Source organism: Candidatus Lokiarchaeum ossiferum, assembly GCA_025839675.1.
GTDB lineage: Archaea > Asgardarchaeota > Lokiarchaeia > Sigyniarchaeales > Promethearchaeaceae > Lokiarchaeum > Lokiarchaeum ossiferum.
This window is the reverse complement of sequence record CP104013.1, coordinates 5,741,739-5,764,081: the sequence shown is the minus strand read 5'-3', so window position 1 is coordinate 5,764,081 and position 22,343 is coordinate 5,741,739. Positions and strand designations below refer to the sequence as shown.

Sequence of the window (22,343 nt, the reverse complement as noted above, 5' to 3'; positions counted from 1 at the left end):
CTACATGCTTCAATTGCATTTTAAACGCATTCTCGAACAGCGAATATTGATTTGGAATACATTTGTGCATTTATGAAATATTTAAAAAGAGCATTGTTGTTCACAGAAAACCCAATATCCATAGGAGTAAAATTCAGAGGAACTATTTTCGATTCTACATAAATATAAGGGAAATCATAGCAATAATTATTTGGGGTAGGAAATGAGGTGATTGTTTTATGAAAATCTTTTAATAATTGACCTATTTTTTTATGATGCGTCTTTAAAGAATGGTAAATTCCCCGATCGGAAGTTTTCGCTTCAATAGTAATATACTTCTCCCCAAAATGGAGCAGGAATGTGCCTCTATGTTTATTTATTTCCGTTTCTCCTATTGAGGTTGGAGGAGGATAATGATATAGCACCAATTCATTCAATCTATTATTAGTTAAATCTAATTCATCACCAAGTCTTAATATCCAAGATAAATATGGAAGATTTACATAATTCACCCCGCTTGAGACAATTTGTCTTGGATTATACTCGTAAAAATTGTTTAAATTCACTTTCCGATGACCTTGAGCAACCAAACCAATCGCTTCTGCAAATTTTTCATCAATTATTTTTAGTTTCTCCCATTCTTCTTGAATTAGCATTTTACTAAGAACATGATGAAATGTTCTTCGATTTGAGAGAACATCTTCATTATTATAATTATGTAAAGATTCTTTGTGATTCTCTATAAACTCATCCGGAACACCCATACCAATATCATGAAGAATAGTTGCACAACATAAAACATAAATTTCTTCAGGAACGATTTCTTGAAGATGCCCACTCTTTTCAAGCATTAGGGTGATAATCTTCAGTACATTATCTGAATGGATAATAGAATGATCAGTAAAATCGGGGAGATATCGGATATATTGCATTAGATATTCCTTGGAATTTTGATAAACCTTTATTAGTGAATGATAATAATCACTTTGTTTTTCTTTTAAAATCAATACCAACGAATTGTCTTCTAGATTCACGTTTCTCAATTACTTGTTAGCGATAATACTATAAAAATGAAATCCCCTATCAAATCAACTTAGACAAATAGCAAAAAAAGTATTGAAAGGACCAGTCATTTCCTCCCGATTTCCGAGGATATTCTAAGAAATTTTTTTTATTAAAACCCTCCCTAGTCAATTCTATTAAGATTTTTGCATATGTTTCAACAAAAAATTAATTTCATTTTTTCTTTGACACTCTTCATTTCGTTTTTGATTCTCCATAGAAGGAGATTTAACCTCGAAAGCATTTTTATGAACTTTCTGTAAGGATTTTTCAGATATGGACTTCCAAATTTTGCCCGAATAGGATTCTTGATGATGTAGAAACTTGAAGCCTTCAATTTCGATAATTGAAAATGGATCTGGGAAAAATTGCTACTTCTCAAGAATACAGGAACCCTTTTTTCTGGATAGAGGAACTTAAATAAAATTTTACCTCTAAGGAATATTAAAAACCAAAATGAAACTTCTGAAATATTTTCCAGAAGTGATTCTGTTTTGATATTGGCTATTCTTTTTGATTTTCTAATTGTTTTACCGTAATATTGATTTATATTTCTTAAGAAATTCTTTTAAAAATCCCGCATTTTTAAAACTGCATTTATAATCAATATCACCTTTAATCAATAATTTTAAAATTTTGCACATTTTCTGGTAGAGTTGCAATTTTAGATTATATTCTAAAACTCTCATATTATAGGGATTTTCTAGTGAGTATAATTCAGAAAGACCCTTTAATTGGAAGTGAGATATAAATTTTTTATATTTAGTTGTTGATTTATTGGAGATCTTCCAATTAGGAGTACCATGAATTATTTGACTTCTCAATCCATAGAGCAAGCCAAAAAATTCCATTTCACTTTCAAATTCTTCAAAATTTGATGATAATAATGAAGCCGCATTCAATTTTAGCCGGTAAGTCAATTCATCTTCAATTCCAGCCAAAAACATTCCTTCAAGAAGAAGACAAACATGAAGTACAACATCTTATATTTAAGTTTTTGAACCAATTCTAAGGAGAGAGTGTAGTAGAAATTCTGATTTTGAGAAATTGATATTTTGATTATAATTAGTTAAGCAATACCAGATTTCCTTTATATGATCAAAATCACATGGTTGAGAAATTTTCTTAGATAACTCATTAGCAAAAATTTCAGTAGGATCTAATATATTAGATGAGTATTGAGAAATCATATCCTTTTTGAGTCGTGGATTATTTTCGATTGAATAAAATATATAATCTCGATTATAATTATGCATATCATTATTAAATGTATAATAATCAGGTACAATCTCGCTATATTCATGATTTATAAAAAACTGTGAGTCAATCCAGTCAGGATACATAAATTTCATCAAATTTATGATTCTTTTAGATATCCACCATGGAAAGTGGTAAAAAGGTTTTCCAAATTTTATTGGATTTCCTTCAAGTGCTAATACTTGTACAAAATGTTTCACATGTTCCCATATTTTAATCGGATTTTCAGGATGATCTACTCCCATAAAAAATTTACCACTTTCATCTCGTTTTAGTACATCGAATGGAATTTTAGATTTTATTAGAATACAATAAGGTGAAAATTGGTTTGAGATTCCATCCAATCCAAATTTAAGAGATGATCTATCAATCAATATTCTGTTTGTGTAAACACTATAATTGGGTATATTTTGAAAAATTGCTGTAGAATTGTCATCAGATATAATTATGAAAGGTGTAATTTCCTTTTTATTAAGATAAAAGCCTTTTAGAGGGAGTATAATCGAGATATCCATTTCTAATTCATTAAAATCAGAGCGCCAATCTTTGATTATTTCATGCAATTTAGATTTAAATTGATTAAAAAAAAATTTCCATACAATAAAGGTCTCTTGAACAATTTTATTGTATAGTGACCCAATTTTAATCTTATAAGCATAATAATCAAGCGAAAAGCCTACATGTAAATCCTCATTAAATTCGAGGAATATTTTCTTCAAAATTTGAAAAATCTCTGGATGAAACTGCATCACTTCCAACTGACCATATTTAAACAATACATTATGATCCAGGAGAATCTTAAACTGTTCAAAATTTGGAGGAGGATTACTACAAGGTGGTTGGTCTTCAATAATTTTATTTATTCGAGAATATTCACTACATAATATATTGAATAAATCTTCTACATCCTTATTTTCAAAATTTCCAGATTTTGACATAATAACAATATTAGATATTAGCAAATATTTGTTTTTCTTTTTGAGACTATTTTTAAAATAGCTCAATATTTCTTATGATCTAGTTTTATACATTTGTTAAATAGAAGGGATTATTTACTTACAAAAGTGATAGCAAATTGCTATCAAATAAATTCACAACCCCTCAGTCTCGGAACTTTACTTTTATTTATCATGTTCTTATCATAATGTATCACCAAAAATATTTCTTGGTTATTGCAGGGGAACCAGATTCTCAATAGTAATAAGATAGAGCAATGGAAAATGGAGTTTTATTTGGCAGAAAAAGAATGAAAAGATAAGGAAATCAAATGCTTATACATTGAAAAGAAGATAGGGATGGATTCATTCCCTAAAATTATGAGTATTGGAAAATCCACTGTTAGACGTAGATTATTAGAAATGGGTGCAAAAATTCGACCAATGAAAGGAGAGAATTAAATATAAATTAACTTATATCTAACTCAATTTTTTCTTTCCAATAATCTTTTAAATCTTTGAGAAATTGTCTTTTATCTATATCTTCTTTATTAGAAAGATAATGAACTCCAGACCTTTTTAAAATATACTTATTATCTATATTGAAGAAAGATATATAATCATCATCAGAAATGAATTCTGTGTCGAATATAAAGCCTAATTTTGTCACTAATGGAGTAATTTCATTAAATACAAGTGAATATTTTGAATCATCTATATTTTGGTCGTTTGAAAAAAGTATCTTCTGCAAATCATCATAAATTCTTTTTGCTTGAATTTGAAGCACTTTCTCTTTCTTTTTTTTTTCTTGTTCGGAATATTGACTGAATCTATTCAATGCAATTTCAATAGGACTTAATTCCTTTGATTTTAAGTCATCCGGCAGTAGATCTAATGGATGTATTTTTGATATTTTTTGTATTCTTTCTTGAATATCACCTAATTTTGCCACATCTTTAATATTTACTGAGATATTATCATAAATGTGAAATTGATTTTCTTGAATAATTGCATCGATATATTCGCTAATTTCTATTTTTAATTTATTTTTCCACCTTTTTTCACTTGTATTGTACTCAATCGCTTTTATACTATTTACATCAAAAGGATTTTTTGTTTTAGAATCAATAATGATAATTACGGGCTTTCCTAAAGCATGTGCTAATCCTAATTCATAGAAAACGTTAGGATTCAGATCAGAAATATCTGCAATTATTATTTTTGCAGTTCTTGTTAACTTCCAAATTTCTTTCTTTATATTAATTGGTCCTTTCTTTTCACCGACGTTATCACAAGTGAAACCTTTTTTCTCAAACGTTGGTTTTATTAACTCTTTGAAGTTTTTTAAGTATGGTTCTTTGAATGGATGAATTGCAAAAACAAAATCATTGATTTCGTTCAATGTTATTTCAACAAATTGGTTTTTCATAATACATATTCAGATCCTAAAAAATTTAATATTTCTTCGGACCGAGTAATATTTATCATATTCAAAAATTAGAAGGTGATATCAAAAAGATTCAAAATCTCATACCCAAGCTTCGATACAGAATAAAGAGACGGGGTTTGCGCGTCACCTTTCATCCGTACATTATCAATGATCCCCGTATCGCGCATCACCCGGAAATAAGTTTCATATTTCAAGTGGGCTACTTTTTCCCTCTCCTTTTTATCAATATCTAATAGTTGGAAGGTGGTAAGGGGGATTTGATCTAAATGGTGAACGAAGGTGGGTTTTTGAATGGCTTTTACTTTTTGAATCTGGAGAAGAGTTGCAAGTTCTTTCAAAATAAAGAGATGGGCAATGCGTATCTTGGGCATGAGGGTTCCAAACTCAAATTGTTTACTAAGGATCTCATGCTGGACAGCCCTATTAAAGATTTCGAAATTTTTCGATATTTATATATTAATAATGAATATATTAATATTGTGATTTTCGCAATATTTAAATAGTTGAACTGCGTTAAATTTTTATAATGCTTTCCGTCCCTTTATCCCCTGAAAATGCCCTAGTATCAGATCCCAGTAAAGTTCCGAACCTCATGATGACTCAGTTTTTTGGCCAAAAAATAAATGACGATCTCACTCATGCCATTGAAACCGATCCCTTAGGCGTTTATGCGCAATATCGGAATGATTTTGTACATACATTGATTCGCCATAATCAAAAATCTCCAGCTGCCCCTAAATACTTTCGAGAATTGTGGACTTTGGAGACTGCTCTGTATCAGCAGTATGGCCATATCCAGATTCCCTTTGCCGAAGTGAAATTCCTTCTCCGGATGCTTAAAGTGGTCTTTCAACATTTTGTGGAATTAGATACCAAGTTTGTGATTAAGTGGATAATGTGTTTTGAAAAGTTTCTCTCTCGCCACCAGGAACATTCCAAGTTTTTCTTTGATCCCCAAGATTGTCAAAAACTGTTCGATCTCATGATTATTTATCAATGTCTATTTCATGAGAAATATGCCGAAGAATTAATACTATTTGGCAAGTATGCGCGCTATTATGGGTCTTTAAGCACTCTCCGCCACATGGTAGAGTTTGATAAGAAAGCTTTATTTTCACCGACCATTCTGCGCCAAGGTTTGCTATATATCCCTTCCAAGGGGCTAACTCACCATCGGATCCACCACTTACAAACCCATCCGACCATGCGGGGATCTTTCGAGATCGTACCTTTGGGACGAGATCAACATGTCATTATTTGCCAAACGAATACGTGTCCCATGTGCGGGAAATCTGATATTGATCTACAGACCCATTTGGGGAAAGCGGCCCCTCGTCGGTGTATTCTCGCACGGAAGTGTACTTTACTACTGGATTTTCACGATTTGCACATTCGCAATGGGGAGGTTATCTCTCCCTCAGAAAATTCCATTTTGGATTATAAGGGGGCGTTCTTCAATGATTAAGGATTCATGTTCGCAAGGGACCAAAGGGAAGGATCATCTACGAATTCCCGAGTCGATTTTCACATTTTTGGAGACAGGCACGCTTTTAGATGGGTTTCTTAAGACTCTGGCACACTTTCCGCTGGATGCCACTTTGCTGCAAAATTTCTTAATCACCCAAGAAAAACGCTTTGATCTTTCCGAACGGTTTCAACCCTGTGTGGGACCACGCTTAGAAGTCAAGCGGTGTCATGATCTGCTGGTGGAATTATTGGATTTTGCGGATTGGCAAGAACGAATTGAATTTCTCTTTCAACTCTGGGGGGCCAATATCAATCCCGATTGGACCGTCGTGCACCACTGGGATATGTTAAGATCTTTATATCACGCCATCTACTTTCCATCTGAAGTATATGCATTGCTTCAAGATGACTTAGCAGGTCGATATCTTTCGCCTTTCGATCGGGAGGGGGATTGCAGTTGATGCTGGAAAGAGTATGTTCTGAGTTGGGGGTGCCCTATGTGTACATGGCTGGTTTTCTCGCTCGTTATCCTCACGCGTCTCTTGCACAACAAGCCGTCTGTTTTATAGTTCGGGCGCGCAAGCATGGGTTTATCGTCAACCTTCGTCTCATCCTACACATCTTCGATATTTCCTATCTAACTTATCTCAAAACGCGACACAGTCTTCATGCATGGATCAAAACGGATCCTCCGTTATGTAAGGCGGAATTTCGGCAGAGTCTCCTACGCATTTTTTTGCACACTAAAACGATCATCGCCGTCGATCCTTGGATCAATCGGTTGTGTGCAGATGCTCTCCATTCGATTAACTACATAGAATCGAGTGTATGGCAGATATTCCTTTCGATTTATGGGCCTTTGTGGACCACGTATCAATCACATAAATCCCCGTTTGCATCTCGAGTCCATGTCTTACGGTTGTTAATGATGTCTTTCAACATCCCCATTTCAATATTATCTCCTTATTTCCACCCTCTTCCTTCATTAAATTTATCGAATATTCCATGATCTATATTGGAACCCCGAGCTCAATTTCTTTTTTTTTAAAATCTCTAAAGTGACCATCCCATGATACCTATAACCCCCCCCCTGTTAGCCCTCGATCCTATATGCTTTATCGCAAAGGATTTGATGGTTTCCAAACCGAATTAATCGACCACCCCATTTTTGCCAGTTCGTCCCATGCATGTTATGAGGTATTGATGAATACTGCCCCACACGAGCTCCTAGCCCAAATCAAGCAATTTTGGGGTAGCGTATCTGAAGACTTAGTTCTCCCCGAGTTTGGAAAAGCCATATTGGTACAATGCCAGCAATATAAGGCAGGGATCGACTCAGCTATCCAACAATATAAGGTTTCTCCAATTATGGCCAGGAGATTTTCTATTTCCCATTCTTTTTCATAGATGCTACGCATCGTTCTGATAATGTTCAAAAATTAGGAGTATGGTCACTTCATCGTTTTAGTTGTCGGTCTTAAAATATGCAAAAAAGGCGATGTTATAATGATGAATTATAAATTGAAAAATTTTATTTGGTCTACTAATCGCTTCTATTTGGATTTTCCTTACTAAATTACTTCTTTTAATCTTTCGATGGGTATATCCTATCCTAATTTGAGCCAGACAATATTGAATGCATATTGAAAACCTAAATTAATATAAATCGAAAAAAGTATTAGTAATCATGAGTCAAAAATACTGTATATTTTGCAGACAACCTACATCCAAAATATTAAAACATTTTCCAATGAAGTTGAAAAATGGGAGAATTCTGAATTACCCCCACTATAAGTGTGAAAAATGTGAAGATCTTCTGGGAGATATAATCTCCTTAATGGAAAATAATCGATTTACTTCCCAAGAAGATTATGACCAATATTATGTGTCTTTATTTGAAGGTCTCAGAATAATACATGGTTCTCTTGATTTTCATCAAGAGATTTCCCAATTTGAATTTGAACTCAAAATTATTTTAAAAGAAGTAATAAAAATACAACATTCAGATATATATATCAATTTGGAAAATCCAATAAAAAATCATATAGAGAATTTAATTCGGGATTTAGGGGTACAAGATCCAAAAATATATCATCATGCTATTGAAAAAGAAGGTACTGCAAAATTCTTGATCTATCGATGTAAGGCAATTGGAAACGAGCTTGACAGGGAGATTCGAAAACCTCACTCAGATCTATCACTAGGACAACTCCAGAATCTCCTTAGCATTTATTCTTCGACATTAAAAATGATATATGATCATTTATATTAATATGGGATTAAACATGGTGAATATCAATCAGCTAATAAATGAGTATATGAGAATTTCTCAAAACAAAATAACCATAGAATATCAAGAGAAACTAAGTGAAATTCAAAAAAAACTATCTCGCGACCCAGAATATTTAGATGAGTTTTTGGAAGGAATTGAGAGTGTCTATAATCAAGAAGAATTTCCTTCCTATTCCGCCTCAATTTTTGCTAGATATATTTTTGTTGATTTTCATGGCCAAAATAATTCCATTTTGAAATCTGCTATTAAAAAGTTTATCTGGGAAAATATTCAAGGAGATTCTTTAAAAAATCAGCTCATGGGATTACATATTTTAGCCCAATGCACTCGCCTCTTTTTTTCTCAAATGAATGAACTATTATCCCTACTATTTAATAATATTTATTCTGATAATTTGGATATTATCACTTTTTCATTAATTGTTCTAGATAGGTTTGCTTCAACCTTGTTCCAGAAATTCGAGGGTCATTTTAATCGTTTACAAGAGTTGTGCTTAACTAATGAAAATGAGTATATAATCGCATACTCCATGAAAATCCTAGGTGAATGTTTTCTTCGATTTGCCCGAAATATCCGATATTTGGACTGGAGTGAAGAGATTATTGATAAGTATTTAGAGAATTATAATCGATTGAATGATGAATTTGCAAAGCAAACATTCATTGATGGTTTGCATTATGTCCTTTTTGAATCAAGGAAATATAAAAACGAATGGATTTTGATAATTATTGATCATTATAATTCTTCAGAAGATTTAAGAACTCAATCGCAATTATTGCGAATACTTAATTCCATTCCATCCTATGTTGATTTTCAAGAAAATTCAATTCAGATATACGTAGATTTCTTCACACCTTTGCTTAATAATATTTTGGAAGTACCTGAATTAGATCTTCCTCCTGAATCAATTCAATGGAATCCAAATTTTGTGCAAGATATTTTAAGTTGTGTTGAACAGACATCTTTTTATTGTCCCTTAATTGCTGAAAGGCTTCTTCCATTGTATGAAAAAATTCATTTTGAAAAAGTGGTTCCGAATATAGAAAGTTCTTTTTTTTCCAAAATTCATCAACAGGACATACATTCTATTTACATCAACTTAATTAAACATTATAAAAAATCCTTAAATTCAAAAAAGGTAATAATGTATAATCAAAAGGCAATTAGTGTAAGCATATCAGAAAAAGAGAAAGCAGAATTGGAAATTAACATTATCCAACATGAGATACCGCTGGCTATTGGAAATCGAGATATTAAGAAGGCAAAATCCAAGTTTGAGACACTTCACAAATTATTTGATTTATATAATGAAAATTTCGATGAGGTTCATAAATGCCTCCCAACTTGGACAATTATTGAAGATCTCCTATATTTAACACACGGAGAAGTAGTCGATACTACTAGAAATATTAGAAAACTTAAAGCAGATATTGAAAAATTTGGGGAACTATTCCCTAGCGGTATTTTGAAGATTCTTAATAAATGGCAAGAGATACCAGTTTCCCAACAAATGATACCTAATACTGAAAAATTGGTTGAATGCCAACTTATTTGTAAAAGCGCTCTTGATGCAATGAAAGAAATTTTGTTAGAATCCGAAGAATTAGAATCCCCAGTGCTAAAAAAAATATTGCAAGAATTTTCTGTTTCCAATCAATTAACTATTCGGGATATTGCAACTGAACGTGGATTGGTTTTAATTGAATCCTCAAGACGGAAACTAGGGCTTCAACCAATATTTACAAAAACTCCGCAATTCAACAAATTATCAAAATTTCTTTCGAATTTGAAATTGGAAGAGATGTTTTCTGATCCACTCCCTCATGAAGATCGTGGAATAAACCCTCGAATCTGTGAAGAATTGAGAAATCATTTCCCAAGCGTTGTTCTTAATGATAAATTAGTGAGAACAACTCATATTGATATATCAGTTGATAACAATATTCTGATCGAAGTAAAAAAAATTGAGAGTAATACTGCGAAGGATGAAGTTTTAGGTCAATTAATCGAAGATATGAGAATTACAAATAAGAATTTAGGTATCGCTTTGGGAATAGATCAAACGGTATCAAAAATGTTTAGCATACTTCATCAACAAGAGACACCAACTGATTACGGAATTGTCAAATGGATAATATTACAGGATCCATTCAAATGAAGAACTCAAAAACAGATTGACGCTATTTGATGATTCATCCGCAACTTACGCTCATAATTTCTGGAATTGGTGAAGACATTGGAAGATTTTGTAGCGACCATTAAAATATCGGTATGTCAAATTAATCTCAGTCATACTCAGATTTTTTTTATCCAACCAAAGATCTGATGGAAATACTTATATCTTGTTAGAGATTTGAATTTTAATAAAGAATAAGAAGTATTACTAATGAAGAACGATAAAATCCCTCCCGAAAATAAAGGTTTGTACTTAGATAGGTCTTTTCATTTTCTTGAAATGAAAAACGAAGCCTTAAAATGCTTCAATGAAAATTTATTTTTTGGAGCAATTTTTTGCATTCATTCCGCGATGACTTCATTATTAATTGTTAAATTAAGAGAATTACCCCATTTTAATAATAAAAGGAAATATTGGAGAATTTCCACATTGAATGAACTATTAAAAAAAATGGATTTTATAGATACATCATTAGTCACAGAAATTCAGAAATTTTCTGCTAAAAGAGGGGAATTAGAACATCCAAAAACTCCCCAATCAAATTTATTCGCGAATTGGGAAATTGATAATGATGTCGAAGATTCTCCAACTTTTATGATAGAAGGGATTTCTCCCTTTAATGATGGACCAAAGATTTTGGCTCAGAAAGGAATTTCATTATATTTGAAATTGGAGAAGATAATTACTCAGAATCACTGGTCACAATAAAAAAAATGAAACAATATAATTTTTATGTTTGATATAACGTAAATTTTAGAAAGAAGCGCCTAATCAAAAAATTACCGATTTTTTGTTGCACCTTGGTTTGAACAAACACAGTCCAGAGATTTACATTTAATTGTTCTGAGTTCTTTTGCATAGACCATTTTATTATTGCAATCATCGCAAATAAATAATTTATTAAGAGAAAATACCAATTCTTTAAAAATTTGAACTTCTTCGGTTGTAATTGAACTTCTATCCATATTATCATGTGAGAGCAAATTTCCCATCCATCTATGTGCTTCGATTTTTGTAAACAAATTGTCCACTCTAGATTTTAAAGGTTCGTTCAAAATTAGTCCACAAATTTGCTTTTTTATAGTGGGAAATAGATCACCAATAGTATGATCATTATTCTCCTTGTATTTAAGCGAGAATTCAAACATTTTACAGAAATCTTTTAAAATTCTCTCAAAAAGTATTCTTATCTGGTTTCCAGCAGCACTCATCAAATTATCTTCAATCAGTTTATCGATCATATCTTCCTCAGGAATAACTTTTTTAAATTGAAGTCCGCCTTCTAGATCCCATCTGATTATCTGAATTTCTAAAAATTTACTTTGTTGTCCTTTAGCTCGAATATGCCCAGAAATATAATCAAACCATATTTTATCATGGGTGGTGATGATAAGTTGTTGATTTGGAAAGTTAGATAACAATAAATCACAGTATCTAGATCGATGTTGACTATCAATAGAGGTTAAAACATCATCTAAAATAAGATACGGAAATTCATTATGAAAGGTTTTAAAATATGCCAGAAAAATACAAATTGCTAAAGAATCAAGATGTCCTTCACTTTCATATGCACGTGGATCTTGACCATTTGATGTACTAAAATCAATTAAAAGTTTCAATTTATTGTTATCAACATGATCTAAAATTATATTACAAAAATCATCCGTTGGATGAAGCATCCGATAAAATATTCGGACTTTCTCCTGAATTTCTGTAAAAATTTCTTGAATTTTTTTTCTCTCAACATCCAAAAAGTGAGTTAATAGTTTTTCTGTTAGTTTCTTTTTTGGAAGTATGATTTCTGCTTGTTTTTGTAATTCTATTAGATCTTGATAGGTTTTCTGAATTAATGGAATGGTCTTTATTAGATTAAATTTTGGATGAGATATTATCGCTGGCTCTAATTCGAGTAAATTCTTTCTTATACCTTCAATTTGAATTTTTAAAAATTTATCGAGATTATTTAAATCAGATTCAATATCTTTAAAGATATTTCCACTAGGTTTTCCAATATCCTCAATTTTCTGATCAAATACCTCAATTTTTTTTTTAACCATTTTCAATATATCCAGCTCTTTAATAGGAAATATATCTAATAAGATGATTTTACTAAGATAAGTTTGAAAATCTTGAAGCATTTTTAACAAAATGGTGATTTTTTGACTATATTCTGTTTTTTGAGCCAGTTTGACTTCTAACCTTCTAATTTCATTTGCAATATTATTATCAACTTCTGAGGTGGAAATACTTTGAGAACATACAGGGCAAATACCTTGATATTTAGATATATGTAGATGTTTTTTACATTCGATTAAGAATGATAGTCTTTGCTTTGATTCTTCCATATCTGTAATTAAAACTTTATCAAATTGAAAGAAATCATCTAAATGGGATTTAAGAGGTGATTTTTTACATAATTTTATCAATCGGATTCCTTCGGATAATTTCGACTTTGTTGCTTTTAAAAAAGAGAATTGCTGAATAATATTTGAATTGTCTGGATTTTCCTTGATTAAAGTCTTTAATCTATTGTCCAATTCTTGAAAAGAAGAAATTGAATTAACATCATTCTGTTGAAGAAATAAATTAATCCGCTGCAGGAAATCACCATCTTTGGTTTTTGGTAGATGTGTAGACAGGTATTTTTCTTTTTGAAAGAGATCGTTTTCAATATGCCTCAATTTATTATCATAGTGTTGAAATACTTTCCGAAAAGTAGTTTCTGCTTTTTTTAAATCATCCAGACCAATTAAAGATGTAATCTCATTATATCGGATAGATGGACGGGCTTCAATATATTGAATTATATGTTTTCGCCGCAAGATAAAGCGAACTAGTGCAGAATTTTTGACAAAGTTAGATAATTCTGTTGATTTGGAGCCAAAATCAACAAAGGCAGTAAGATTTCTCTCAAGAATTTCATTATTCTCAAATGTAAATTCCAGCTTGGTTTTATCTGGGGAAAATCCTAAAGTAGTAAAATGCTCTTTACGAATTTCCTGAGGTTTTCTAAATTCCAGGTCCCCGGTAAAAAAAAATTCAAAGGCTTCCACAATCGATGATTTACCAAACCCATTTTCACCTAACAAGATTAAATTTTTTTTATCAAGATTAATCCTTGTTGCAGGCACACCTCGAAAAGCGGTTATATCAATATTTTTTAATTTCACTCTCTTATTGCCCCTTCCTCGATAATACTTATTATATTTTCTTTTGAAAATTCATGGTTTGTGGTATAATATTCTCGAATTTTTTGAATAATAACTAGGGAATCAGATTCTGCTTTTTCAATTACTGAAAAATAATGTTGGATAATTTCCTCTTTTTTGCTGGACACATCAAAGAATTAGAAAAAAGCCTTTTTAAACATTTTTAATAATTAAGATACGAATAAGTAAATATTGGAGATAAATAATTTGATGATTGAAATTTTTTTAGATTTATTATAGACTATCAATTATATTGCCCCATCTACCAAGAGTAAATAATCTTTTAATTTTTGATTATCATGAGGATTAATATTTCCATTTTTTATTAGATCGATTAATTCTGGGTAGGATTTAATATGAGAAATTATTTCCTTTTTCCTTGATAATGAAAATTTATCAAAATGGTAATTGATTGCATGCAAGATATATTGATCTCTACGATCATTATCAATTAAATTATGAATAAGCTTAGTTTGCAATACTTCTGAGATGTTGTCAAAATATGGACTGAAACTATAGCTAATATCAACATAAAACTCTTCCTGCTTTGATAAATCCAAGATGATATTTTGAAAATCTCCAGGAATATAATTAATTTGCGCAATCAAATATTCAATGGGTCCCCAAGGCCAAATATTACCTGTTAAAATTTTTTTTGTCAGCTTTACTAATTCTTCTGGTAGTTCTGAAAAATGATTAGATAAGCACTTACCGACCATCCCTGCTGAATTTTCTTTTTCTGAAAGAGAAAAAAGAATTAGTTGAATTTTATTTGGCAATATGTTATAATTATTTACTATAAAATCAATTATGGGTTCGTTACTAAAATGAAGATCTAAATCAGATATTTTTTTTTCATTAACTAAACTAGCGTTCGTTTCGTCTTGATAATCATCAAAATCATCCCATTCACTATCAATATCGTGGGGATCAAAAGAAAGAGAGTAATCACTATCAAGCATCATAGTAAAAATTTTCACAATCATCTCTTTATAACCATTTTTTACAGAATTTGATCTAAAAAAGCTAAATAAAAAGGATTCATGAAAGATTGGATGAATAAATTTGACATAGGATACATTATCTTCTTTATAGATAATAAGATATTGCCCTTCTAGCATTTCTATTAACTTAGTAAAATCCAAGGGATTTGAAATATTAATCTTTGAACATAGATGGTCATATTTTGCTTCCAATACAATAGCGTTCCACTCTGCAATGGATATTAGGCAGAAAATAATTTGTCTTTCACTAGATAAATTCTCAAATATTTTACTGTAATCACTAAGAAACTCGTTTGGAGTGGAAGACAATTCTTTTTCTATTTCATCGAATTCCTTAATATTTTTCGAGAAAGCTGCAAAATTCCAAATACTTAGAGGGGAAGGAAATAATATAGGGCTATTAAATTGATCAAAGATAAAATTTCTCATTTTTCGGTTTTTCCTCCACCAACAATGCTCAATCTTTGCCCATTTTTTTAATATTTTCTTTCGTTTTGATAAATCATAAGAAGGATAATATATTTTCATTGTTTCGTAATAATTTCTTATTTTTTCTCCAAGAATTTGACTATCCTTAAATTTTTGAAAAGTTTCATCTCTGGAAGTAATTATTAGGTATGAATTTGTAGTCTTTTTAATATACGAGATTATTCTAGCAAATTTCTCTCGATCCCAACTCTTCTTTCATACTTTGTTTTTCCAAAAGGATCTTCAATATAGATGATTGAATCTTGTACATTCTTTGTTTCTAATTCTAGCAAAAATTGTCTTGAAACTCTTCTGTTTTGGACTGAATCTCCTTTAATCCAAATAGGATTTAATTTTTTTTTAATATAAAATTCTTTAAGAAATTTTACCGCTGTATAGGTTTTTCCATACTGCGGAGGCCCAATGATAAAAAGAATTTTTTCAGTTTTTAAAATGTGCTTCATTGATTTATATTCATTAGGTTTTACATAGCATTTATCTATAAATTGATACCACTTAGTTCCTGAATATCCTATTATTTCAAGAAATTCTTGTCTTTTTCCGCAATAATCTCCGTAAATTCTTAAAAAAACCCATAAAAAACATAGGGTGGGAAATACGAATTTAATTATTCCTAAAAGAGTTGATATCCATTCATTATTATTTGAAATAATATTAATTAAGTAATCTGTCATAATCCTAATAATTATTGCAGTAATAGCTATTAACGAAGATATTATTTTATTATTCTTTTTTCGATTCATTATTGTAGCCATATTTTGGACAGCTCAGTTTGTTTATTTGATCAATTATATCTTATATATTATATCTTAAAAAATTCCTAGAATCAAGCATGCTTTGTACAAGGAAGTTTTTTGGGGATTTTTTTTTCTCTTTTCAGCCTTTTTCGCATTTATTGCCGTCATATTCAGGAACATTGCAAAATGAACTATAAACAAGGAGAGGGCGATCTTTTTTTAAGGCATTTCCGATTCTGTAAGCCTTCGCTGATCTAATAAGGTAAGATGACGGAGATCACTATTGATTTTTCGATCTATGTACCTACGGTAAGTGTGTGTTTGAGTTATATGCATATCTTTGCGGAAGTTGGGTTTACCAAGAAACTTGATGCATTGTAAGATGTTCAGTTCTTGGACTTCCTGTATTCGATGAATCATGAGAGAAGTAATCCGGCGGCATCATCTTGAGATTGCTGGTTGAACCTGTTTTGTTTAATTTTATTTTTTACCCATCTAAAAATAAGACTTTCCCGTGACCTTAAATAGAAAAATGTCTTATTTTTCTTTAGAAAATTTTATTCACAACTTTTCTCGGCCGAGAACGTCCTGCTGGGACAATTATCGGGTGAAGATCTTGAACATCAAAGATTGAGAGAAAGGGTTTGCGGACCCGAGTATTTATCTTTTGTGATTTTCTTCTTCTCTTTCCTATATATAAATAAAATTGGTACTTAATACGTAGTGCTTGAATTTGGCCATAAGCATTCTATCTCTTATTTATTTTGAGAAGATAGCAAGAAATATGACTTAATCTTTAGCTTTTTGAGATTGGACCATTTCAACTTGTTAATAACTCTGAAAATTTTCCTAAGGACTTTAATAAGAGTAAGGATAATGATACATGGAAATCATGAACTCACCTAAAGTGGGATTAACAGCAATTAAATTTGAGAATATTCTAAGTTATCAGAAAGCAAGTTTTGATCGAATAAATCAACTCGGACTAATTATTGGGCCTAATAACAGCGGTAAATCCAACTTATTTCGGTTTCTAAAACAATTCCGATTTCATAAAATTGTCGATTCAAATTTATTCCGTTCTGGGAAAAAATCCACAGATTGTGGAGTAGAAATGACATTTCGGTTCAACGGAGCTAAATTGCAGGAAATTTGGCAAGCAATAGAAGAACATTTTTCCCCTGAGACACCTAAAAATATTCAGGAACATAATATCGTTTACCATGAGAATGAAATCTCATGTGGTTTTATGAAATTTTTTAAAAAAATTCAAATGAATATAAAATTTGATGGGGAAGGAAAGTCATATATCACTTATTTGGGTCCTAAGATCACACTTCACGGCTCAGGAATATTGGATGAGTCAAGAATATCTGAAAAATATAATTTTTTACATTCATCCACTTATATAAGGAAGACTACCATTAAATTTTACCTTGTTGGTATAAATGAATTTGTGAAAATCTCCCCCATAACAACCGACATGATTCAACTAAATAATATGCGAACTACTCATGATGTAGATCAATACTTAGGAAAAAAAGAAATGTGGTCTTTAGGTTTATATTTTTTTAGAGAAATATTCCAGTTTTTTGACAATATCCATCCAATTGAAGACGTTCGCCAGTTCCAAGCAAATATGGAGATGAAATTGATACACGATCCCATATCTCCCAATGGTAATAATTTTCCCCAAAAACTATTTCAATATTATAATATTCGAGAAAAGCAACCAATATTAGACAAATTAGATCTGCTTTTAAAGCAATTTTATTCGAATATTACAGAAATTGGGCAAGATCTCAGCACAGGCAAAATAATTCCGTTTGTTCGGGAACATAATAAGGAAGATCTGACAAATTTTGATTTTCTAGGTAAAGGATTGAAGGATTTGGTAATAATATTAACTCACTTATTGGAATCTGATGAAAAAAATATTCTTTTAATTGAGGAACCCGAGGGAAACTTGCATCCTAAGCTTCAAAAAATTCTTTTCAATGTAATTCAAGATTTTCTTCCAGGCAAACAAATACTAATTTCAACTCATTCCATTTTCTTTTTCAGTCAAATTCGTTCTAAAGTAAGTGTACATGAAGTTTTACGTCGTGAAGATTTTTCCACTGTAAAACGATTAGATCGTGAAGAATTTATTTTAACATCAACTCGTTTAGGAGTATCTCCAGCCGACCTTCTGACCTATGATAAATTAATTTTTGTTGAGGGTATCACCGATAAAGAAGCATTTAATAATTGGTTTTTTACTCTTGGAATGAATCCGGAAGACCTTCACATTGGATTTGTGGTGTTAAACGGAATAAAATCCTTTACCCATTATGCTGCTAGTGCCACCATGAATTTTTTACAAGATCAAGGCATGAAAATGTGGTTCATAATCGACCGAGATGAAAATTCTGATTATCAAATCCAGAAATTTAAAGAAAAATTATCCGATTTTAAAAATTCTAACCTAATTATCTTAAAACGGCGAGAATTGGAAAACTATGTTTTAAATCCAATTATACTAACACGATATTTAGTGCAGCAATTCAACTTAACTGATGTAGAAAGTAAGAAAATAGATCTAAACAAAGCAATATTTGATGCAGGGCCAGATTTAGTTCAAAAACGAGTTTTTGCTGAATTATGCAATCCAATATATTTCAATGATAAAAAAATTTTTAAAACAAAAAACCATGATGATTTTCTTAATAATTTTCAAGAACAATGTGATAATTTGATCGAAATAATTAAAAACAGAAAGGTAGAGGCAAACGATACCTTAATTAAAAATCGCGAAGCAATCAACAATTTGGTTCTTGAGGCAAAAGAAGAATCTATTTTTGAAATTGATAATGAACTACTGTCAATAATACGAGGTGCGGAAGTATTAGATATCCTATTTCATCAAGTTGGAAAAAGTTATAAGAAGAATCGGGATTTAGGAGGAATAACTAAGTTGCAAACGAAAGAAGAAATATTTAGTGAAATTAAAGAGATGTTGCAAGCAATAGTGAATTCCTGAAGCAATCTGAGAATGAAAAAAAATTTTTTTAATTGCACACCATCACTTGGTTGGAATACCATTGGAGGATTAGGCAAAAATCATAGGGATCTTCCTTCCCATTTGGTTCTTCTTCACGAGGATGTGCCATTCCTTTTCGTATTCTTAAGGATCGCTAATTGAGCTATGTTTTGCGCCCTTATAAGGAATTGGAAAAAACAACCTTCCATTGACTTTAAATAGAAAAATGTCTTTCTTTTCTTTAGAAAATTTTATTCACGACTTTCGTCGGCAGAGAACGTCCTGCTGGGATCACTATCGGGTGAAAATCGTGAACATCAAAGATTGAGAGAAAGGGTTTGCGGACCCGAGTATTTGTCTTTGGTGATTTTCTTCCTCTTTTCTTTTGCCAAAGTCATTCACAAATTAAGGCATGGTATTCGCATGGATAAAAATTGTCTCTTGGATCTAGAACATAACTATTGGACTGAATTGTATAACGAATCGCAAGCAAATCCTAAAAACTGGAAACGTAGCGTCATCAAATTAGATTTAGATAAAAGACGGGCAGAAATGATGGAAATCTGCATAAAGCAATCTATCTTCCAACCCGGAGGGCTTATTATTCCGCGCTTGAAAGATAATCTTGAAGGGGATCTTACTAATCCAAGAGGTACCAAAATGGCCCTCCATCTTGGAGAACAAATTCAAATTAGTGAAGATAAAGTCATAATCAGATACCCAGATAACAAGACAATTGAGCTTCCGTTCCTCAAACCTGAACTCGAGATACAACAGGGCTCTATGACAAGACAATATGATCAACGAATTGCGCAACACATATCTAAAACTGGGGTGCATCCTGCTATATTTTCAATAATTACTCAATTAGTTCACGAAACGATGGAGAAATATCTCCGCAAATTGGTGATAGCATTGATCAAGGAATTATTATTTGAATTGATTCCAGGAGATGAAGTGGAACTGGAAAAAGCCATTGAAATTGTTACGCAGGAAGCAGCCCTCAAATACCCGGGTCACGCCATTCCCCAGTTTCCGACCTTTATTGAAAATTTTCTCAAATTTGTGGGAGAAAACGTGTCGGGGTTTAAGTTTATCCGGTTAAAGCAATCAATCCGGTGCACCAGTGACGTGTCCAAAGAACTCGATTCGATCGATCTTCTATTTGAAGAGTGGAATCAAAAATCTATTAAAAAAAATAAAATTTAGTCTACAATTGCTTCAAGTGATTGGGATGGCACAGGTGTTTAAAGTACCGTTTTGGATATCAATCTTCACATAAAGAAAACCACCATACGAACGTTTTCCAATCCATGCTTTTCACCTAATTCTCCAAAATCTCTAAGAAGATCTAACCAATTGCTATCTGCGTAATGATCTATATAGAATTGGCGGGACACAAATTCTTTTTTGAATACTCTATTTCCATCATGGATTTCAAGATTTTCATCAAAATTCATTTGAGAAGGAATCTTCAAATTCCAAGAATGATCATCTCTTTTATAGATTAGTTGGTTATCAATTAATTCATATTCCACAATCAAATATTCATCTTCATCACTTTTTTCCCAATCTATTGCGGCATATTCTTTTGCAGAAAGAAATGTTGCGCCCCCAGCATCAGATCCCCATTTTTCATAATCAGCAAGAAATTCTTCTGAAGCGAAATCAGGGATTCCTCGATTATATGCAATTGGTTCGATTGTATGATATCTCATTCCAAAAAAAATACTATACATTTCATAATTTTGTAGAGTTCTTTTGTACAGATATTCGATACCAACCCATTTACCATTTTTTTTTACTTCAAAATATCCTGAAATTCCGATACTCATTTTATCATTTCCTCCCGATTCTTAGATCTTCTCTCTAAAATGAATTAATATTAAAAACTTATTGAATCGAAGGGATCACACGTAATACTTCCTCAAATCCCATTTCTAGGTAAATTACACCAAAAATGGCTTCAACAAGTGTACCTTTCTCATGAATGATCTTTTTTGAATTGTTCGGGGCAGTCGTTCCCTCGTGAACTCTTTTAATACGGTGTTCAAAGAGTTGCCAACGATCACAAATAACTGCTAGATGATCGTTTTTGACGATTTTTTCTCGCTTTTGAGTTAAATCTCCGATTTTGGATAGAGAAGAGCCCTCGATCCAAGGGATTTCTGGCTTACTTTTTTCCGATGGAGTCACATTCTCCCATTCTAAAAATTGGTGTCTGCATTAAAAAATGGGTATGCTTATTTATAGCTATTTTATTGGAAAAAACATATTTTTCCATATTTGAAGGTTCCCAAGGTATTAACTTGGATATTTTTTTTTAAGATATTTCCGATTTTCTAATCTTTGAATGGAGAGGCTTTGCAAAGATTCATGGCTGAAAATTCAACGCCCGACTCGCCGTCTCAAAAGAATCGATATAGAGATGATTAGTTTTCTTTAGAATCAGGAGAAAGAGAGGATTAATCACAAAATAGCCTAAATATAACCCGCATTGTTCCGCGTAATTGAGGAACTTGCCGAGAAGGGAAGGATCCATCGGAGCAAAGAAGACCACAGTCCGTTGATCTTGGATCTCGTAAAACCGCCCTTCTATATAATACTTGCGGGAAGAATCCATATAAAAAGCCAAATCATAATATATCCAATCGCCGAAAGCCGAAGAATCGGGCAGAGTAATAGAATATTTCTCAATTTCATCCATTCGCGATTGAATTTTCGGATCCCTTTCTTTTGCCATCGACCGCATTTCATGATAAGAGCGACCAAACTCGGCTTTAAATCGGTGAAGACGATCTTGTTGAACAGCGTATTCTAACGTTTCTATCCGGAGCGCCGAAAAATTTACCCGAGGGGTAATAGGTAATCGCCCAACCGTAATTTTGGGACGCAGGGTTTTTTGGAAATTGAAGGTAGGATGAGTATCTCCTTTCCAGGTGAGTCGATAGTGGCGAACTTCGGAAAAATCGGTTACAGTATCCGACACCCGTTTTAGCATTTCCTTTTCCGCTCTTTCATCCCCGGAAGCGATATTGAGTGAAAAAAATTGCATATACGGTTTCAAATTTACAATCTGTTCTATGCTTCCTGGTTGGGATCGATCGTCGAGCAGAAATTGAACTTTGGTTTTCATTTGGAGTAACTCCCAATATTTTTCTGGTGGTATCCATTGGGTGTCTGTTTTCTCTGTGATGTATCCCATGCGAATTCAATTCCAAAGAAGGGTTAGTTGTAATTCCCTAAGAAGTTTTGCTATTAGA

22 protein-coding genes are annotated in these 22,343 nt (G+C 31.9%); 9 read left to right on the top strand and 13 right to left on the bottom strand.

The window, feature by feature from the left end; translation table 11 throughout:
• Positions 1-20 precede the first annotated feature (20 nt).
• From NEF87_RS24560 to NEF87_RS24540, 5 genes are all read right to left on the bottom strand, one after another.
• Positions 21-1,013 carry an HD domain-containing protein gene (locus NEF87_RS24560; RefSeq protein WP_457917916.1) on the bottom strand — a complete coding sequence of 331 codons (993 nt, stop codon included), beginning with the start codon at positions 1,011-1,013 and terminating at the stop codon, positions 21-23.
• Positions 1,014-1,571: 558 nt separating this feature from the next.
• Positions 1,572-1,982: a hypothetical protein gene (locus tag NEF87_RS24555; protein ID WP_457917915.1), complete on the bottom strand. Its 411-nt coding sequence runs from the start codon at positions 1,980-1,982 to the stop codon at positions 1,572-1,574.
• Positions 1,983-2,030: 48 nt separating this feature from the next.
• The gene (locus NEF87_RS24550) at positions 2,031-3,236 is read right to left on the bottom strand and encodes a hypothetical protein (protein WP_457917914.1); all 1,206 of its coding nucleotides are present in this window, start codon (positions 3,234-3,236) and stop codon (positions 2,031-2,033) included.
• 466 nt (positions 3,237-3,702) lie between these two features.
• Positions 3,703-4,662, bottom strand: coding sequence for a hypothetical protein (locus NEF87_RS24545; RefSeq protein WP_457917913.1), 960 nt, complete (start codon positions 4,660-4,662; stop codon positions 3,703-3,705).
• A gap of 68 nt (positions 4,663-4,730) precedes the next feature.
• A complete protein-coding gene (locus NEF87_RS24540; RefSeq protein WP_457917912.1) occupies positions 4,731-5,054 on the bottom strand; it encodes a hypothetical protein in 324 nt (107 codons plus the stop codon).
• Positions 5,055-5,209: 155 nt separating this feature from the next.
• On the opposite strand from NEF87_RS24540, the gene NEF87_RS24535 reads away from it, so the two are divergent.
• From NEF87_RS24535 to NEF87_RS24505, 7 genes are all read left to right on the top strand, one after another.
• Positions 5,210-6,148, top strand: a complete 939-nt coding sequence (locus tag NEF87_RS24535; protein WP_457917911.1) for a hypothetical protein — start codon at positions 5,210-5,212, stop codon at positions 6,146-6,148.
• The gene (locus NEF87_RS24530) at positions 6,141-6,611 is read left to right on the top strand and encodes a hypothetical protein (RefSeq protein WP_457917910.1); all 471 of its coding nucleotides are present in this window, start codon (positions 6,141-6,143) and stop codon (positions 6,609-6,611) included. Before NEF87_RS24535 ends, NEF87_RS24530 begins: the two co-directional genes overlap by 8 nt.
• Positions 6,611-7,159, top strand: a complete 549-nt coding sequence (locus tag NEF87_RS24525) for a hypothetical protein (protein WP_457917909.1) — start codon at positions 6,611-6,613, stop codon at positions 7,157-7,159. Before NEF87_RS24530 ends, NEF87_RS24525 begins: the two co-directional genes overlap by 1 nt.
• Before the next feature lie 101 nt (positions 7,160-7,260).
• A complete protein-coding gene (locus tag NEF87_RS24520; protein WP_457917908.1) occupies positions 7,261-7,557 on the top strand; it encodes a hypothetical protein in 297 nt (98 codons plus the stop codon).
• Positions 7,558-7,837: 280 nt separating this feature from the next.
• Entirely contained in the window at positions 7,838-8,422 is a 585-nt protein-coding gene (locus NEF87_RS24515; RefSeq protein WP_457917907.1) for a hypothetical protein, read from the top strand.
• 13 nt (positions 8,423-8,435) lie between these two features.
• The gene (locus NEF87_RS24510) at positions 8,436-10,601 is read left to right on the top strand and encodes a hypothetical protein (protein ID WP_457917906.1); all 2,166 of its coding nucleotides are present in this window, start codon (positions 8,436-8,438) and stop codon (positions 10,599-10,601) included.
• A 228-nt stretch (positions 10,602-10,829) separates the two neighbouring features.
• The gene (locus NEF87_RS24505; RefSeq protein ID WP_457917905.1) at positions 10,830-11,327 is read left to right on the top strand and encodes a hypothetical protein; all 498 of its coding nucleotides are present in this window, start codon (positions 10,830-10,832) and stop codon (positions 11,325-11,327) included.
• A 71-nt stretch (positions 11,328-11,398) separates the two neighbouring features.
• Here NEF87_RS24505 and NEF87_RS24500 read toward each other — a convergent pair whose 3' ends face one another.
• From NEF87_RS24500 to NEF87_RS24480, 5 genes are all read right to left on the bottom strand, one after another.
• Entirely contained in the window at positions 11,399-13,789 is a 2,391-nt protein-coding gene (locus NEF87_RS24500) for an AAA family ATPase (RefSeq protein ID WP_457917904.1), read from the bottom strand.
• The gene (locus tag NEF87_RS24495) at positions 13,786-13,956 is read right to left on the bottom strand and encodes a hypothetical protein (protein ID WP_457917903.1); all 171 of its coding nucleotides are present in this window, start codon (positions 13,954-13,956) and stop codon (positions 13,786-13,788) included. The genes NEF87_RS24500 and NEF87_RS24495 overlap by 4 nt, the downstream gene beginning before the upstream one ends.
• 120 nt (positions 13,957-14,076) lie before the next feature.
• Positions 14,077-15,261, bottom strand: a complete 1,185-nt coding sequence (locus NEF87_RS24490; RefSeq protein ID WP_457917902.1) for a hypothetical protein — start codon at positions 15,259-15,261, stop codon at positions 14,077-14,079.
• 218 nt (positions 15,262-15,479) lie between these two features.
• On the bottom strand, positions 15,480-16,076 hold the full coding sequence (locus NEF87_RS24485) for an nSTAND3 domain-containing NTPase (RefSeq protein ID WP_457917901.1): 597 nt from the start codon (positions 16,074-16,076) through the stop codon (positions 15,480-15,482).
• Between the two features lie 201 nt (positions 16,077-16,277).
• Positions 16,278-16,478 carry a hypothetical protein gene (locus tag NEF87_RS24480; RefSeq protein WP_457917900.1) on the bottom strand — a complete coding sequence of 67 codons (201 nt, stop codon included), beginning with the start codon at positions 16,476-16,478 and terminating at the stop codon, positions 16,278-16,280.
• A gap of 472 nt (positions 16,479-16,950) precedes the next feature.
• Here NEF87_RS24480 and NEF87_RS24475 point away from each other — a divergent pair, with 472 nt between their 5' ends.
• Both NEF87_RS24475 and NEF87_RS24470 read left to right on the top strand, forming a co-directional pair.
• Positions 16,951-19,080: an AAA family ATPase gene (locus NEF87_RS24475; protein WP_457917899.1), complete on the top strand. Its 2,130-nt coding sequence runs from the start codon at positions 16,951-16,953 to the stop codon at positions 19,078-19,080.
• 423 nt (positions 19,081-19,503) lie between these two features.
• Positions 19,504-20,289: a hypothetical protein gene (locus tag NEF87_RS24470; protein WP_457917898.1), complete on the top strand. Its 786-nt coding sequence runs from the start codon at positions 19,504-19,506 to the stop codon at positions 20,287-20,289.
• Positions 20,290-20,354: 65 nt separating this feature from the next.
• On the opposite strand, the gene NEF87_RS24465 is transcribed toward NEF87_RS24470, so the two are convergent.
• From NEF87_RS24465 to NEF87_RS24455, 3 genes are all read right to left on the bottom strand, one after another.
• The gene (locus NEF87_RS24465; protein ID WP_457917897.1) at positions 20,355-20,915 is read right to left on the bottom strand and encodes a hypothetical protein; all 561 of its coding nucleotides are present in this window, start codon (positions 20,913-20,915) and stop codon (positions 20,355-20,357) included.
• A gap of 58 nt (positions 20,916-20,973) precedes the next feature.
• Entirely contained in the window at positions 20,974-21,276 is a 303-nt protein-coding gene (locus tag NEF87_RS24460) for a ribonuclease III domain-containing protein (protein ID WP_457917896.1), read from the bottom strand.
• A 178-nt stretch (positions 21,277-21,454) separates the two neighbouring features.
• Entirely contained in the window at positions 21,455-22,285 is an 831-nt protein-coding gene (locus NEF87_RS24455; protein WP_457917895.1) for a hypothetical protein, read from the bottom strand.
• Between the last annotated feature and the right edge of the window lie 58 nt (positions 22,286-22,343).